Raw genomic sequence first — 14,703 nt, 5'->3', positions numbered from 1 at the left:
GTCCCTATTTAAGTGATGTGTTGAAGACTCAATTTCATTAATAAGAGTCTGACCCCATTTATTGTTTGTTGAAGCATTTGCTGCGCCGCAGTAACCTCGGCCCTCGCGGTTTTTCGACCGTCCTGTTCCTCCAGCGGAGAGCGCCATGCAGAAGTTCATCCCGATCACACCGCTAGCTGCCACGGTCAGCCCAGCCATCTCGCATCAAGAAATCCAGGACCTGGCTGCCCACGGCCTGTACCGCACGGAAAACGAAAAGGACGCTTGCGGCCTCGGCTTCGTTGCTCACATCAAGGGCCAGAAGGCGCACCACATCGTCCAGCAGGGCCTGAAGATCCTGGAGAACCTGGACCACCGCGGCGCCGTGGGTGCCGACAAGCTGATGGGCGACGGCGCCGGCATCCTGATCCAGATCCCGGACGAGTTCTACCGCGCCGAGATGAAGCTGCAGGGCATCGAGCTGCCGCCGCCCGGCGAGTACGGCGTCGGCATGATCTTCATGCCCAAGGAAGCCGCCTCGCGCCTGGCCTGCGAGCAGGAGCTGATTCGCGCGATCAAGGCCGAGGGCCAGGTCTTGCTCGGCTGGCGCGAGGTGCCGGTGGACCGCGACATGCCGATGTCGCCCACCGTGCGCGAGAAGGAGCCGGTGATCCGCCAGATCTTCATCGGCCGCGGCCCGGACATCATCGTGCCCGACGCGCTCGAACGTAAGCTCTACGTGATCCGCAAGACCGCGTCCAGCGCCATCCAGGCGCTGAAGCTGACGCACAGCCGCGAGTACTACGTGCCCAGCATGAGCTGCCGCACGGTCATCTACAAGGGCCTGCTGCTGGCCGACCAGGTCGGGCGCTACTACAAGGACCTGGCCGATCCGCGTGTGGTGTCGGCCATCGCCCTGGTGCACCAGCGCTTCTCCACCAACACCTTCCCCGAGTGGCCGCTGGCCCACCCGTACCGCATGGTCGCCCACAACGGCGAGATCAACACGGTCAAGGGCAACTTCAACTGGATGCGCGCTCGCGAGGGCGTGATGAAGTCGCCGGTGCTGGGCGACGACCTGCAGAAGCTGTACCCGATCAGCTTCGAGCACCAGTCCGACACGGCCACCTTCGACAACGCGATGGAGCTGCTCACGATGAGCGGCTACCCGCTGGCCCATGCGGCCATGATGATGATCCCCGAGGCCTGGGAGCAGCATGAGCTGATGGACGAGCGCCGCCGCGCGTTCTACGAGTACCACGCCGCGATGATGGAACCGTGGGACGGTCCGGCCGCGATGGTGTTCACCGACGGCCGCCAGGTCTGCGCCGCGCTGGACCGCAACGGCCTGCGCCCGGCCCGTTACTGCATCACCGACGACGATCTCGTCGTGCTGGCTTCGGAAAGCGGCGTGCTGCCGATCCCGGAGAACAAGATCGTCAAGAAGTGGCGCCTGCAGCCGGGCAAGATGTTCCTGATCGACCTGGAGCAGGGCCGCATCGTCGACGACGAGGAACTGAAGACCCAGTACGCCAACGCGCGCCCGTACCGCCAGTGGATCGAGAACGTCCGCGTCAAGCTGGACGACCTGCCGCCGGTCGACCTGAGCCCCGCCGAGTTCGCCACCCCGCTGCTGAACCGCCAGCAGGCCTTCGGCTTCACGCAGGAAGACATCAAGTTCCTGATGGCGCCGATGGCGACCAACGGCGAAGAAGGCATCGGCTCGATGGGCAACGACTCGCCGCTGGCCGTGCTGTCGGGCAAGGACAAGCCGCTGTTCAACTACTTCAAGCAGCTGTTTGCCCAGGTCACGAACCCGCCGATCGACCCGATCCGCGAGAACATCGTGATGTCGCTGAACAGCTTCATCGGCCCGAAGCCGAACCTGCTGGACATCAACGCGGTGAACCCGCCGATGCGCCTGGAAGTGCACCAGCCGATCCTGGACTTCCAGGACATGGCCCGCCTGCGCGCGATCGAGGCGCACACCAACGGCAAGTTCAAACCCTACGAGCTCGACATCACCTATCCGGCTAGCTGGGGGCGTGAAGGCGTCGAGGCACAGCTGGCCTCGCTGTGCGCCGAGACCGTCGACGCGATCAAGACCGGCCACAACATCCTGATCATCACCGACCGCCACCTCAGCGCCGACCGCATCGCGATCCCCGCACTGCTGGCGTTGTCGGCCGTGCACCACCACCTGGTGCGCGAAGGCCGCCGCACGACGGCCGGCCTGGTCGTCGAGACCGGCACCGCCCGAGAGGTGCATCACTTCGCCGTGCTGGCCGGCTTCGGCGCCGAGGCGGTCCACCCGTATCTGGCGCTGGAAACGCTCACCAGCATGCATGCCGAGCTGCCCGGCAACCTGAGCGCCGAGAAGGCGATCTACAACTACGTGAAGGCCGTGGGCAAGGGTCTGTCGAAGATCATGTCCAAGATGGGCATCTCGACCTACATGTCCTACTGCGGCGCGCAGATCTTCGAGGCCATCGGCCTGAAGAAGGACTTTGTCGAGAAGTACTTCCGCGGCACGCCGACGCAGGTCGGCGGCATCGGCGTGTTCGAGGTCGCCGAGGAAGCGATCCGCCTGCACAAGGCCGCCTTCGGCGACGACCCGGTCATGGAGTCGATGCTGGAGACCGGCGGCGAGTACGCCTGGCGCGTGCGCGGCGAAGAGCACATGTGGACGCCTGACGCCATCGCCAAGCTGCAGCACAGCGCGCGCTCGGGCAAGTTCGACACGTACAAGGAATACGCCCAGATCATCAACGACCAGAGCAAACGCCACATGACCTTGCGCGGTCTGTTCGAGTTCAAGTTCGATCCGGCCAAGGCGGTTCCGCTGGAAGAAGTCGAATCCGCTGCCGATATCGTCAAGCGCTTCGCCACTGGCGCGATGTCGCTGGGCTCGATCAGTACGGAGGCGCACTCGACGCTGGCCATCGCGATGAACCGCATCGGCGGCAAGAGCAACACAGGTGAAGGCGGCGAGGATCCGGCCCGCTATCGCAACGAGCTCAAGGGCGTCAAGATCACCGACGGTACCAAGGTGTCGGACGTGCTGGGCAGCAAGGTCATCGCCGCCGACTACGCGATGAAGGATGGCGACAGCCTGCGCTCCAAGATCAAGCAGGTGGCCTCGGGCCGCTTCGGCGTAACGACCGAGTACCTGGTCAGCGCCGACCAGATCCAGATCAAGATGGCCCAGGGCGCCAAGCCCGGCGAGGGCGGCCAACTGCCCGGTGGCAAGGTCAGCGAGTACATCGGCTTCCTGCGCTACTCGGTGCCGGGTGTCGGCCTGATCAGCCCGCCGCCGCACCACGACATCTACTCGATCGAGGACCTGGCCCAGCTGATCCACGACCTGAAGAACGTCAACCCGCGCGCCGACATCTCGGTCAAGCTGGTGTCCGAAGTGGGCGTCGGCACGGTGGCCACCGGCGTGGCCAAGGCCAAGGCCGACCACATCGTCATCGCCGGCCATGACGGCGGCACCGGTGCTTCGCCCTGGAGCTCGATCAAGCACTGCGGCACGCCCTGGGAGCTGGGCCTGGCCGAGGCGCAGCAGACCCTGGTGCTGAACCGCCTGCGCGGTCGCGTCCGCGTGCAGACCGATGGCCAGCTGAAGACCGGCCGCGACGTCATCATCGGCGCGCTGCTGGGCGCCGACGAGTTCGGCTTCGCCACCGCGCCGCTGGTGGCCGAGGGCTGCATCATGATGCGCAAGTGCCACCTGAACACCTGCCCGGTCGGCGTCGCCACGCAGGATCCGGTGCTGCGCGCCAAGTTCACCGGCAAGCCCGAGCACGTCGTCAACTTCTTCTTCTTCATCGCCGAGGAAGCGCGCCAAATCATGGCGCAGCTGGGCATCCGCAAGTTCGAGGACCTGATTGGCCGCTCCGACCTGCTCGACACCCGCAAGGGCATCAGCCACTGGAAGGCCAAGGGCCTGGACTTCAGCCGCGTGTTCCATCGCCCGGACGTGCCGGCCGACGTGGCCCGCATCCACGTGGACAAGCAGGACCACGCGCTCGACAAGGCGCTGGACGTCAAGCTGATCGAGAAGTGCATCCCCGCCTTCGAGAAGGGCGAGAAGGTGCAGTTCATGCAGCAGGTGACGAACGTGCGCCGTACGGTCGGCGCGATGCTGTCCGGCGAGCTGATCCGCCGCAAGCCCGAGGGCCTGCCCGACCAGACCATCTTCATCCAGATGGAAGGCACCGGTGGTCAGAGCTACGGCGCCTTCTTGGCGCAGGGCATCACCTTCTACCTGATCGGTGACGCCAACGACTACACCGGCAAGGGCCTCTCAGGCGGCCGTGTCGTCGTGCGCCCGTCGATCGACTTCCGCGGCGACGCGACGAAGAACATCATCGTCGGCAATACGGTGCTGTACGGCGCCACCCGCGGCGAGGCCTTCTTCCGCGGCGTGGCCGGCGAACGCTTCGCGGTGCGCCTGTCGGGCGCCTCGGCGGTTGTCGAAGGCACGGGCGACCACGGCTGCGAATACATGACCGGCGGCACGGTGATGGTGCTGGGCAAGACCGGCCGCAACTTCGCGGCCGGCATGAGCGGCGGCATCGCCTACGTGTACGACGAGGACGGCGAGTTCCACAAGCGCTGCAACACCTCGATGGTGGCGCTGGACAAGTTGCTGCCCTCGGCGGAGCAGGAAGCGAGCATGGACAAGGCCATCTGGCACCACCTGGGCGAAGCCGAGCAGCAGACCGACGAGGCCATCGTCAAGAAGATGCTGGAAGACCACCACCGCTGGACCGGCAGCCAGCGCGCCCGCGAGCTGCTGGACAACTGGGCCGCCTCGCGCGCCAAGTTCGTCAAGGTTTTCCCGCACGAGTACAAGCGCGCCCTGGGCGAGATCAATGCCGCCAAGGAGGCCGCCGAAGCCATCGTCCACGCCAAGGCTCCCGCCTCGGCCGCCGCAAAAGTCTAAGGAACAAGAGCCATGGGAAAAGTCACCGGCTTCATGGAGTACGAGCGTCTGGAAGAGGGCTACGAGCCCGTGCCGGCGCGGGTCAAGAACTACAAGGAATTCGTCATCGGCTTGAACATCGAGCAGGCGAAGGTGCAGGGCGCGCGCTGCATGGACTGCGGCACGCCCTTCTGCAACAACGGCTGCCCGGTCAATAACATCATTCCGGACTTCAACGACCTCGTCTTCCGCGGGCGTCCCGAGGACTGGAAGAACGCGATCACCGTCCTGCAGAGCACCAACAACTTCCCCGAGTTCACCGGCCGCATCTGCCCCGCGCCCTGCGAGGCGGCCTGCACCTTGAACGTCAACGACGACGCGGTGGGCATCAAATCGATCGAGCACGCGATCATCGATCGCGCCTGGGCCGAGGGCTGGGTCAAGCCGCAACTGCCGAAGACCAAGACCGGCAAGACCGTCGCCGTCGTCGGCTCCGGCCCGGCCGGCCTGGCAGCGGCGCAGCAGCTGGCGCGCGCCGGCCACAGCGTCACCGTGTTCGAGAAGAACGACCGCGTCGGCGGCCTGCTGCGCTACGGCATCCCCGACTTCAAGATGGAGAAGTCGCACATCGACCGCCGCACCGCGCAGATGGAAGCCGAGGGCGTCGTGTTCAAGACCGGCGTGCTGGTCGGCAGCATCCCCGAGGGCCACAAGGTCACCAACTGGGCCAAAGAAGTCATCAGCGCCGATGAGCTGAAGGCCCAGTTCGACGCCGTGCTGTTGACCGGCGGCGCCGAGAACTCTCGCGACCTGCCGGTGCCCGGCCGCGAGCTGCAGGGCGTGCACTTCGCGATGGAGTTCCTGCCGCAGCAGAACAAGGTCAATGCCGGCGACAAGCTCAAGGGCCAGATCCGCGCCGACGGCAAGCACGTCATCGTCATCGGCGGGGGGGACACCGGCAGCGACTGCGTCGGCACCAGCAACCGCCACGGCGCCAAGAGCGTCACCCAGTTCGAGGTGATGCCGCGGCCGCCGGAAGAGGAAGACCGCCCGATGACCTGGCCCTACTGGCCGATCAAGCTGCGCACCTCGTCCAGCCACGAAGAGGGCTGCGAGCGCGTGTTCGCGATCTCCACCAAGGAGTTCGTCGGCGAGAAGGGCAAGCTCACGGGCCTGAAGACTGTCCAGGTCGAGTTCAAGGACGGCAAGCTCACCGAGGTGCCGGGCACCGAGCAGACCCTGAAGGCCGATCTCGTCTTCCTGGCCATGGGCTTCACCGCCCCGATCGCCACCGTGCTCGACGCCTTCGGCGTGAGCAAGGACGCCCGCGGCAACGCCAAGGCCACGACCGACTTCACCGGCGGCTACGCGACCAACGTCGAAAAGGTCTTCGCCGCCGGCGACATGCGCCGCGGCCAGTCGCTGGTCGTCTGGGCGATCCGCGAGGGCCGGCAGGCGGCGCGGGCGGTGGATGAGTTCCTGATGGGGGTCAGCGAGCTGCCGCGCTGAGCGATCTGCCCCCAAGTCGGTAGAAAGCCACCCTCGGGTGGCTTTTTCATTTCCCGTCTGCACGGAGTCGGTGCAACATTAGGGATTGCAGGCCGTTACATCAGCGCCGCGCCTAGGTGCCATTGATCGACAGCGGGCTTCCGTTCGTCGCATCCCAGCCGAAATGCGTGCAGTTGTTCACGCCGACTTGCAGCCCATGTGCAGAGAATTCGCCCCATCGAGCTAACCCGCTATGTCCACTGACACCCACACCATGGTCACCCAATCGCGCCGCGTTGCTGCCGGCTTCACCTTGATCGAGCTGCTGATCACTGTGGCGATCATCGGCATCCTCGCGGCCGTGGCCTTGCCGGCCTATACCGACTACGTCCGGCGGGGTTCTCTCCCCGAGGCGACCTCCGCGTTGTCGGACTACAGGATCAAGATGGAGCAGTACTTCCAAGACAATCGGAACTATGGCAGCGGGGACTGCGCGAAGGGCGGCAGCGCGACGCCGAGCTGGGCAACTTTCCCGGTCATCACGAAGACCTTCACCTACAGTTGCTCGCTGACCTCCTCCGGCTACCAACTCACCGCGACCGGCAACACCGGCACCCGCGCCGCAGGCCACACCTTCAATGCCTTCCCGAACTCGATCTCCACGACGATGTTCAAGGGCGCTGCCGTCACCGGCAAGAGCTGCTGGCTGATCCGCGGGGATGAGTGCTGAAGATGATGCCGGCGGCCTCTGCACCGATTCGCTTGCGTCAGCGTGGCGTGAATCTCATTGAGGTGATGGTCGCCCTCATCGTGATGGGCCTCGTGCTGACGCAATTGGTGCCCTATGTCGCTGAATGGCTGCAGAACCTGAAGCTGCGCAATGCGGCGGAATCGATGCGTGGTGGCATCGAGCGAGCGCGCATGGAATCGCTGCGCCGCAACACCAACGTCACCTTCTGGATGGTGGTCGACGCCAACTCGAACGTGCCCGGCGCCAACTGCGCGGTCTCCAGCAGCTCCGCGGCCTGGGTCGTCAGCGTAGGGAATCCTGCCGGCAAGTGCGACACCAAGCCCTCAATGACCGATGATCTGCAACTGTCCTCCCGCTCACAGGCACTCGAGGTCAGCAGCATTCTCAGCGTCAGCGGCGTGTCTTCGGGCAACAACTCGGCCAACCATGTCACCTTTAATGGACTGGGGCAGGTGGTGGCCGACGGCAGCAATCCGATCCAGGTGATCAACGTCGCGCCGACCAGCGGCAACGCCCGCCCGCTGCGCGTCGTTGTGCAGGCCGGCGGCGCGATCCGCACCTGCGACCCCGCGGTCGCCAGCGACGACCCCCGTGTCTGTCCCAATCTGTAGGCGGAGGAACAGCTCATGACCACGCTTGCCAAGCGCGCCAGGAACCAGGGTGGCATCGCTCTGATCGAGGCCCTTGTGGGCATGCTGATCTTCACCTTCGGCATCCTCGGCATGATCGGCCTGCAGGCCTCGATGACGCGCGCCCAGGGCTCTGCCCACTACCGCGCCGACGCATCCAATCTGGCCTCCGAACTTTTCGGCCTGATCCAGACCGACACACTGGCCAATATGGACAAGTACGCTAGCGGGAAGTGTGCCGACTATGCGCGGTGCGCCGACTGGCTGCGCCGCGTCCAAGCCACATTGCCTTCGGGACAAGCCGTGGTCGCAGCGGCCAGCACGAGCGGTGCGGTCAACGTGACGGTATCGTGGGCGCAAGGCGGCGACCGCAATAACTACCAGACCTCGATGGTGTGGCAGCCGTGATCAAGACGATGAAGACGAGCACGCCGCGCTGCAGGAGTATCGGTTTCACGCTGATCGAGCTGATGGTGGGCATGGCCATAGGCTTGTTGATCACGCTGGCTATCGCCACAGTCCTGATCAATGCGGAAAACCAGCGTCGCACGACGACCAGCGGATCCGATGCGCAAATCAACGGCGGCCTTGCCATCTATACGATCGAGCGGCAGCTGAAGATGGCCGGCTACGGCATCGTGACCGACGTGACCACGACCGGTTGCACGTTCACGATCCAGTCCGGCGGATCCGCGATTGCGGGCGCGCCGCCGGTGCTGGCGCCGGTTCTGATCACGGCCGGCGCGGTGGGCACTTCCGACACGGTGCGCATCTTGTCCAGTTCTAAGCGCAACTTCGCGATGTCGGTGCCGGTGAAGGCGCCGCTGTACGACCCGAACCAGACGGCCTCTGCGCAGGACACGACCTTTATGGTCAAGTCTGCGCTTGGCGTGGCGGCGGGCGACCTGCTGGCGCTGGTCTACAACGCGCCGGACACAACCTGTGAGGGCTTCCAGGCGACCTCGATTCCCGCGGTCGATACAGTGAAGCGCGATGCCAACAGCTGGAACGCGAGCAAGTTCCCGACCAAGGCGGCCAATGCCACGTCCTACCTGGTCAATCTCGGCACGTTGGTGGACCTCACCTACAGCGTCACCGCCGATCAGCGCCTGCGCCAGTCCAGTTTCAGCCTGGCCACGCAAACGGCGACAACGCAGGATCTGCAGTCGAACGTGGTGATCATGAAGGCGCTGTACGGCAAGGACACGACTGGCAGCGGCGTGATAGACACCTACGACGCGGTCACGCCGACCACCAGTGCCCTGTGGCGGCAGGTGCGCGCGGTACGCGTCGTCGTGCTGGCGCGCAGTTCGCAGTACGAGAAGGATGAGGTCACGACGACGCTGCCGCAGTGGGATGTCGGCTCTGGCCTAACCGTTCCCGCGGCCACCGGGGTCACCGCCTGTGGCACCAGCCAGTGCATCCCGCTGAAGGTCGATAGCGACAGCAACTGGAAGCACTATCGCTACAAGGTCTTCGAGCTGCTCGTGCCTTTGCGCAACCAGATCTGGAATTCGTGATGAACCGTCGGCCCAACTCAAGCCATCAACGCGGTGCCTCCATGCTGTTCGCGCTGTGTGCGTTGGCTGTGCTGACGCTCGGCGCGGTGGCCCTCGTGCGATCGGTGGATACCGGCGTTCTCGTGCTTGGCAATCTTGGTTTCAAGAAGGACGCGGTCTACGTGGCGTCGCAGGCGACGGAGACAGCGATCACCTGGTTGCAGAACAACACGGCCAACGGTGGCCTGGATGCCGATCTACCGCTGAAGGGCTACTACGCCACCGCGCCGGACAACATCGATCCGACGGGCGGTGGCCTGGCAACCAGCACCGGCACCGTCACGCTGGTTAACTGGGGTACGACTGGCTGCACCGCGCCGGGCACTTCCGGCCGCAGCGTTGTCTGCCTCACGCCAGTCGATCAGACTATCAGCAGCGATACGACCGTCAGCTACGTCATCACACGTCTGTGCCTGAGTGCCGGCCCCAACGACAGCAAGAACAGTTGTGTCGTGCCGGTGACCTCTCAGGCCACAGCTTCCAGTCAACGCGGCGCTTTGCAGCCGGGCGGGCGCTTCATCACCTATTCCAATGGCACGGCCTACCGCATCCTGACCCGTACGGTCGGAACGCGCGGGACCGTGGCCTACACCGAAACCTTGGTGCATTTCTGACTGGCGTCTCAGGGGAATCTTATGAAAAAGACATCTGACTCGCGATCCACCGGGAGCCGCTGGCTTCCCGCAATGGGTTGGCTCGGCCTGACTGCTGCGCTCGCAGGCGGCAGCCCGCTGGCGCTGGCAGACACCGACATCGCTACCGCACCGCTGTTCACTACGTCTACCAGTCAGGTCAAGCCGAACGTGATGTTCGTGCTTGACGATTCTGGCTCGATGTCCTGGGACTACCTGCCGGACGACGCCGACTTCGCCGTCCCGGCCAGCGGCAGCAATGGCAATGTGCAGTACGGCCGCCGCACGGCGCAGTGCAACGGCGTGGCCTACAACCCGACCATCACGTACACGACGCCCAAGAATGCCGATGGCACTTCGCAGGCCGACAACGCGACGACCTTCCTGAACGGCGCGAACCCGGTCGCCAACACCTACAACCGGCGCCTGACGACGCAGAGCAATCTAAGCATCGTCAGCAGTGGCACGTTGAGCTTGACAGTGAACGTCAGCAACATGCGCACGGCCTGGTATCCGGTGGGCAGCGTGGTGACAGTCTTCAACGGCTTGTCTACCAGCCAGAACTACATGATGGGTACCGTGAAGACGTGGGATGCGTCGTCCGGTGCGATCACTATCACCGTGCTGGCTTCGGTCGGCTCCGGCAAGCTGGACAACGTCACCGTCGGTGATGGCACGCCGGTGCTGCAGTACTACTACAAGTACGCGACGCCGACGGACGGCACGGCGATGAGCTACCGCTATCCCGGCAATGTGCTGACCACCAACTCCACGTTCTACACGCAATGCGCCAGCACGATCGGCTCTTCGCCGGGCGCCGATGTGTTCACGCTGGTCATTGTGACGCCCTCGTCCAGCGAGGCGAAGAATTACGCGAACTGGTACAAGTTCTATCGCACGCGGATGCTGATGATGCAGACCGCTGCGAGCCAGGCCTTTTCGCCGATGAACAGCGACTACCGCATCGGCTTCACTACCATCAACGACAGTACGGTCACGTCCTCCGGCTTCCTTAACGTCTCCGATTTCGACAGCACACAGAAGACCAGCTTTTACTCCAAGCTGATGTCGGCCTCGCCGACCGGCTCCACGCCGCTTCGCGGCGCGTTGTCCAAGGTCGGCCGCTACTATGCGATGAAGGCGGACTCGCAGACCTACGACCCGGTTCAGTACTCCTGCCAGAAGAACTTCACGATCCTGTCGACCGACGGCTACTGGAACACGCCGGTCGAAGTGACCGGCAAGGGTGCTGCGCTGAACTACGGACCCTACGGGCTGGACAACACGACCTACGTCGGCCAGCAGGATGGCCCGGGTACGACGCGACCGCAGTACGACGGCAACGTGTCGGTGGCGACAACGGCGACCAAGTGGAACATCGTCTCGACCTACGACAGCACCAAGGTCACGCCGCGCACCTCGACCTCTGGCTCGGTGGTGACGCAGACAGACAAGACGCCGACCGTCCAGCATCGAGTGCTCTACGCGGCTGCGGGCACTTACTACGCTCCGATCAGCAATTCGACCGTCGCCAATTGTGCAGTTGGCGCCAATCCCTGCAAGATCACGATCACGACGAGTTCCGCGCATGGCATGGCGACCGGCAATTCGGTGACCCTGTCGGGCATGACCCCGTCTAGCCTGAACGGCAGCTACCCGATCACGAAGGTGGGCAGTTCCACGACCCAGTACACGATCACGGTGACGAGCCGGCCGAGCTCGATCACTGGCAACGGCACGAGCTTCTACTCGCCAGTCGGCTGCGCGGCGAACCAGGCGCAGCAGTCCAGCCAGGGGCAGATCAGCACGCTCACGTCCACGACGACGACGAAGACCACGACCTACACGGACACAACGATCGCTCCAGTCACGCAGACGACGCATTACAAGTCGACTACGCCGTATACCGAGACCTTGATCCTCTGGAACGGCATCCAGCAGTCAGACAAGACGGTGCAGGGCACGACAAGCAACAGCTCGACCACCGACTCCGCGACCACGGGCTCTGCACCGTATCCGGACGGACCGAGGACCAACCCGAGCACGGTCGTCGGCACACCATCTACGTCCTCCAGCAGTAGTTCCTGGGCCAGCGACGGCACCGCCGCCGTGCTGAGCTGCGTGACCACGGCCACGGCCAAGGCCTCCGGCGCCACCTCGGCCGTTACCTCGGATCCGGCTGGCACCACGACGACCACTTACTCGTCTCCGGTCGCCACCAGCCCGGCCACGACGACGACCAGTGGCACCCCTTATACGGTGACCACTGACCCGGTACAAACGCAGGTTGCTGTCAGTGGTCCGACAACGGTCAACACCAGCACCGGCGGTTCGACCAACTCGCTGGCGGATGTGGCGATGTACTACTACATGACCACGCTGCGCAGCGACGACCTCGGAAATTGCCAGGGTGCGCTGAAGAAGTCCGTCTGCGATGCCAGCCAGCCAGTGGTTGGTTTCGACGAGGACACGAAAAAGGAGCTGCACATGAGCACGTACACGCTGAGCCTCGGCAACAGCGGCACGATGCTCTACGACCCGAACTACCAGTCGCAGACGGTTGGCGACTACGCCAACGTGAAGAACGGTTCGGCCAACTGGCCGGTGCCCAGCAGCGACGCCGGCGCCGTCAACATCGACGACCTCTGGCACGCGGCGGTCAATGGGCGCGGCCGTTATTTCAGCGCCAACGACCCGAACAGCCTGGCCTCGAGCCTTGCCGGCACGTTGAGCACGATCACCGGCGTTATTGGATCGGCGTCAGCTGCGGCGACCAGTACGTTGCAACCGGTGAAGGGCGACAACGGGGTTTTCATCGCCCAATTCAAGTCGCAGGACTGGACTGGCGACCTCAAGGCCTACACGACCATGGACGTCAACACTGGTGCGGTCGTGACCAGCAAGCTGGACGACAAGGGCAATCCGGTGGACTTGGCCATCTGGTCGGCATCGGCGCTGCTCACCAGTGACACCGTCCGGACGATCTACTATTTCCGGCCTTCTGGCGTCTCAGACAGCTTCACCGGTAGCTTGCAGCCCTTGGTTTACAGCACGTCGGCTATGACGACCGACGAGCGAGCCTTCTTCGATAACGCATGCAGCAAGGCTGCCAGTCTGACCCAGTGCACCGGCAATGCCACCAACGACGCGGCAGTCAACTCGGGTGCCAATATGGTGAGCTTTCTCCGCGGGCAGACGTTGACGCAGTACCGTGCGCGCAAGAGCGTGCTCGGCGACATCGTCAATTCCTCTCCTGTGTATGTGGGCAAGCCATCGATGAACTACACCGAGAACAACTACACGACTTTCAAGACCCAGCAAGCCAGCCGCAAGGCGACCGTCTACGTCGGCGCCAACGACGGCATGCTGCATGCCTTCAATGCCGAGATGTCCAAGGATGGTGACGGCAATGCCATCGCCACCGCCGACTCGGGCAAGGAGCGTTGGGCCTATATGCCGCGCCTGGTGATGCCTTATGTGTATCAGCTCGCGGACACCTTTTATGCATCCAAGCACCAGTATTTCGTCGATGCCACGCCGGCCGTCGGTGACGTCTACGATGCCACGTTGGGCAAATGGCGCACGATCCTCGTCGGTGGTCTGAACGCTGGTGGCAAGGGCTACTACGCACTGGACATCACCGACCCCACCGCTCCGATCGCGCTGTGGGAATTCACCGACGCACAGAGACTTGGTTACAGCTTCGGCAACCCGATCATTACCAAGCGCAAGGACGGTACCTGGATCGTTGCCTTCACCTCGGGTTACAACAACACCGACGGCGGCGGCCACCTGTTCGCGGTGAACGCGTTGACGGGCGCCAAGGTGCTCGGCAGTACCAGCGGCACGATCGACACCGGCGTTGGCTCAGCCGGTAGTTCCAGCGGCCTCGGCAAGCTGAATGTCTGGGTCGATTCGGACACCGAGAACCTCGCTCAGCGTTTCTACGCAGGTGACTTGCTGGGCAACATCTGGCGCTTTGACATTGACGGCAACCAGGAGCCCAAGAATGCCGCGCTGGCAATTGCGCAACTTGCGGACAGTAGCGATGCGCCACAGCCGATCACGACGATGCCGATGCTGGCCCAGGTCGATTCCGATGGCGTTAGCGTGCCGGTTGTCTATGTCGGCACCGGCAGGTACCTCGGTAAGAGCGACGTGACTTCGACCGGGCAGCAGAGCATCTACGCCATCAAGGACAGCCTATCGAGCACCGGTATCGGCAAGGCCCGTGCTTCCGCGGCGCAGTTGGTCAAGCAAAAAGTGAGCGATACCTCGCCACGGGTGGTCGGCGATGCCTCGACACCCGTGAACTGGTCCAGCAGCAATGGTTGGTATGTCGATCTCGTGAGCGCCGGCGAGCGCATCAATGTGGACATGTTGCTTGCCTTCGACGTGTTGACGGCCGCCGCCAACAAGCCCGCAGCAGTTGCCACCGATTGCACCGATGCTGGCAAGGGCACGTCCTTGATCTACAAGCTGAACATCAAGAATGGCATGGGTACGGCAACGGAAATGAGCACGATGGTGGCCGGCCTGAGCGCCGTGCAATTGCAAAGCGGCATGGGCGTCGTCATCGTCACGAAGACCGATGCCACGACTCCGGCAACGATCGGTATCGATCCTTCGGCTCAGCCCGGCAAGCAAGCCCATCGCACCTCCTGGCGCGAACTGGCTGACTGATTGATGGTGCTATGAGCCCGGCCTGGCGAACCTGCCTACTCGGCTCCGTTGG

At 64.0% G+C, this 14,703-nt stretch carries 8 protein-coding genes; all 8 read left to right on the top strand.

Annotated elements, in window-relative coordinates; genetic code table 11:
* Positions 1-145 precede the first annotated feature (145 nt).
* The 8 genes from SNE35_RS07470 (at position 146) to SNE35_RS07435 (ending at position 14,651) form a co-directional block, all read left to right on the top strand.
* On the top strand, positions 146-4,930 hold the full coding sequence (locus SNE35_RS07470; RefSeq protein WP_320422230.1) for a glutamate synthase-related protein: 4,785 nt from the start codon (positions 146-148) through the stop codon (positions 4,928-4,930).
* Positions 4,931-4,942: 12 nt separating this feature from the next.
* Positions 4,943-6,418 carry a glutamate synthase subunit beta gene (locus SNE35_RS07465; protein WP_320422229.1) on the top strand — a complete coding sequence of 492 codons (1,476 nt, stop codon included), beginning with the start codon at positions 4,943-4,945 and terminating at the stop codon, positions 6,416-6,418.
* Between the two features lie 253 nt (positions 6,419-6,671).
* Positions 6,672-7,127 carry a type IV pilin protein gene (locus SNE35_RS07460; protein ID WP_320422228.1) on the top strand — a complete coding sequence of 152 codons (456 nt, stop codon included), beginning with the start codon at positions 6,672-6,674 and terminating at the stop codon, positions 7,125-7,127.
* A 2-nt stretch (positions 7,128-7,129) separates the two neighbouring features.
* Entirely contained in the window at positions 7,130-7,759 is a 630-nt protein-coding gene (locus tag SNE35_RS07455; protein ID WP_320422382.1) for a pilus assembly FimT family protein, read from the top strand.
* A gap of 15 nt (positions 7,760-7,774) precedes the next feature.
* Positions 7,775-8,185 carry a type IV pilus modification PilV family protein gene (locus tag SNE35_RS07450; RefSeq protein ID WP_320422227.1) on the top strand — a complete coding sequence of 137 codons (411 nt, stop codon included), beginning with the start codon at positions 7,775-7,777 and terminating at the stop codon, positions 8,183-8,185.
* Positions 8,182-9,297 carry a PilW family protein gene (locus tag SNE35_RS07445; protein ID WP_320422226.1) on the top strand — a complete coding sequence of 372 codons (1,116 nt, stop codon included), beginning with the start codon at positions 8,182-8,184 and terminating at the stop codon, positions 9,295-9,297. Before SNE35_RS07450 ends, SNE35_RS07445 begins: the two co-directional genes overlap by 4 nt.
* 41 nt (positions 9,298-9,338) lie before the next feature.
* Positions 9,339-9,950: a hypothetical protein gene (locus SNE35_RS07440; protein ID WP_320422225.1), complete on the top strand. Its 612-nt coding sequence runs from the start codon at positions 9,339-9,341 to the stop codon at positions 9,948-9,950.
* Positions 9,951-10,022: 72 nt separating this feature from the next.
* Positions 10,023-14,651: a pilus assembly protein gene (locus tag SNE35_RS07435; RefSeq protein WP_320422224.1), complete on the top strand. Its 4,629-nt coding sequence runs from the start codon at positions 10,023-10,025 to the stop codon at positions 14,649-14,651.
* The last annotated feature ends 52 nt before the right edge of the window (positions 14,652-14,703 follow it).

The organism is Roseateles agri (genome assembly GCF_034043675.1).
Classification (GTDB): domain Bacteria; phylum Pseudomonadota; class Gammaproteobacteria; order Burkholderiales; family Burkholderiaceae_C; genus KK5.
Note: the sequence above shows the minus strand (reverse complement) of the source record. Positions and strands in the feature narration are given on the sequence as shown.

Bases quoted from the DNA above. Each gene is read 5' to 3' on its own strand.
- SNE35_RS07455 (WP_320422382.1), top strand. From the start codon at position 7,130: ATGATGCCGGCGGCCTCTGCACCGATTCGCTTGCGTCAGCGTGGCGTG.
- SNE35_RS07440 (WP_320422225.1), top strand. From the start codon at position 9,339: ATGCTGTTCGCGCTGTGTGCGTTGGCTGTGCTGACGCTCGGCGCGGTG.
- SNE35_RS07460 (WP_320422228.1), top strand. From the start codon at position 6,672: ATGGTCACCCAATCGCGCCGCGTTGCTGCCGGCTTCACCTTGATCGAG.
- SNE35_RS07435 (WP_320422224.1), top strand. From the start codon at position 10,023: ATGGGTTGGCTCGGCCTGACTGCTGCGCTCGCAGGCGGCAGCCCGCTG.
- SNE35_RS07470 (WP_320422230.1), top strand. From the start codon at position 146: ATGCAGAAGTTCATCCCGATCACACCGCTAGCTGCCACGGTCAGCCCA.
- SNE35_RS07450 (WP_320422227.1), top strand. From the start codon at position 7,775: ATGACCACGCTTGCCAAGCGCGCCAGGAACCAGGGTGGCATCGCTCTG.
- SNE35_RS07465 (WP_320422229.1), top strand. From the start codon at position 4,943: ATGGGAAAAGTCACCGGCTTCATGGAGTACGAGCGTCTGGAAGAGGGC.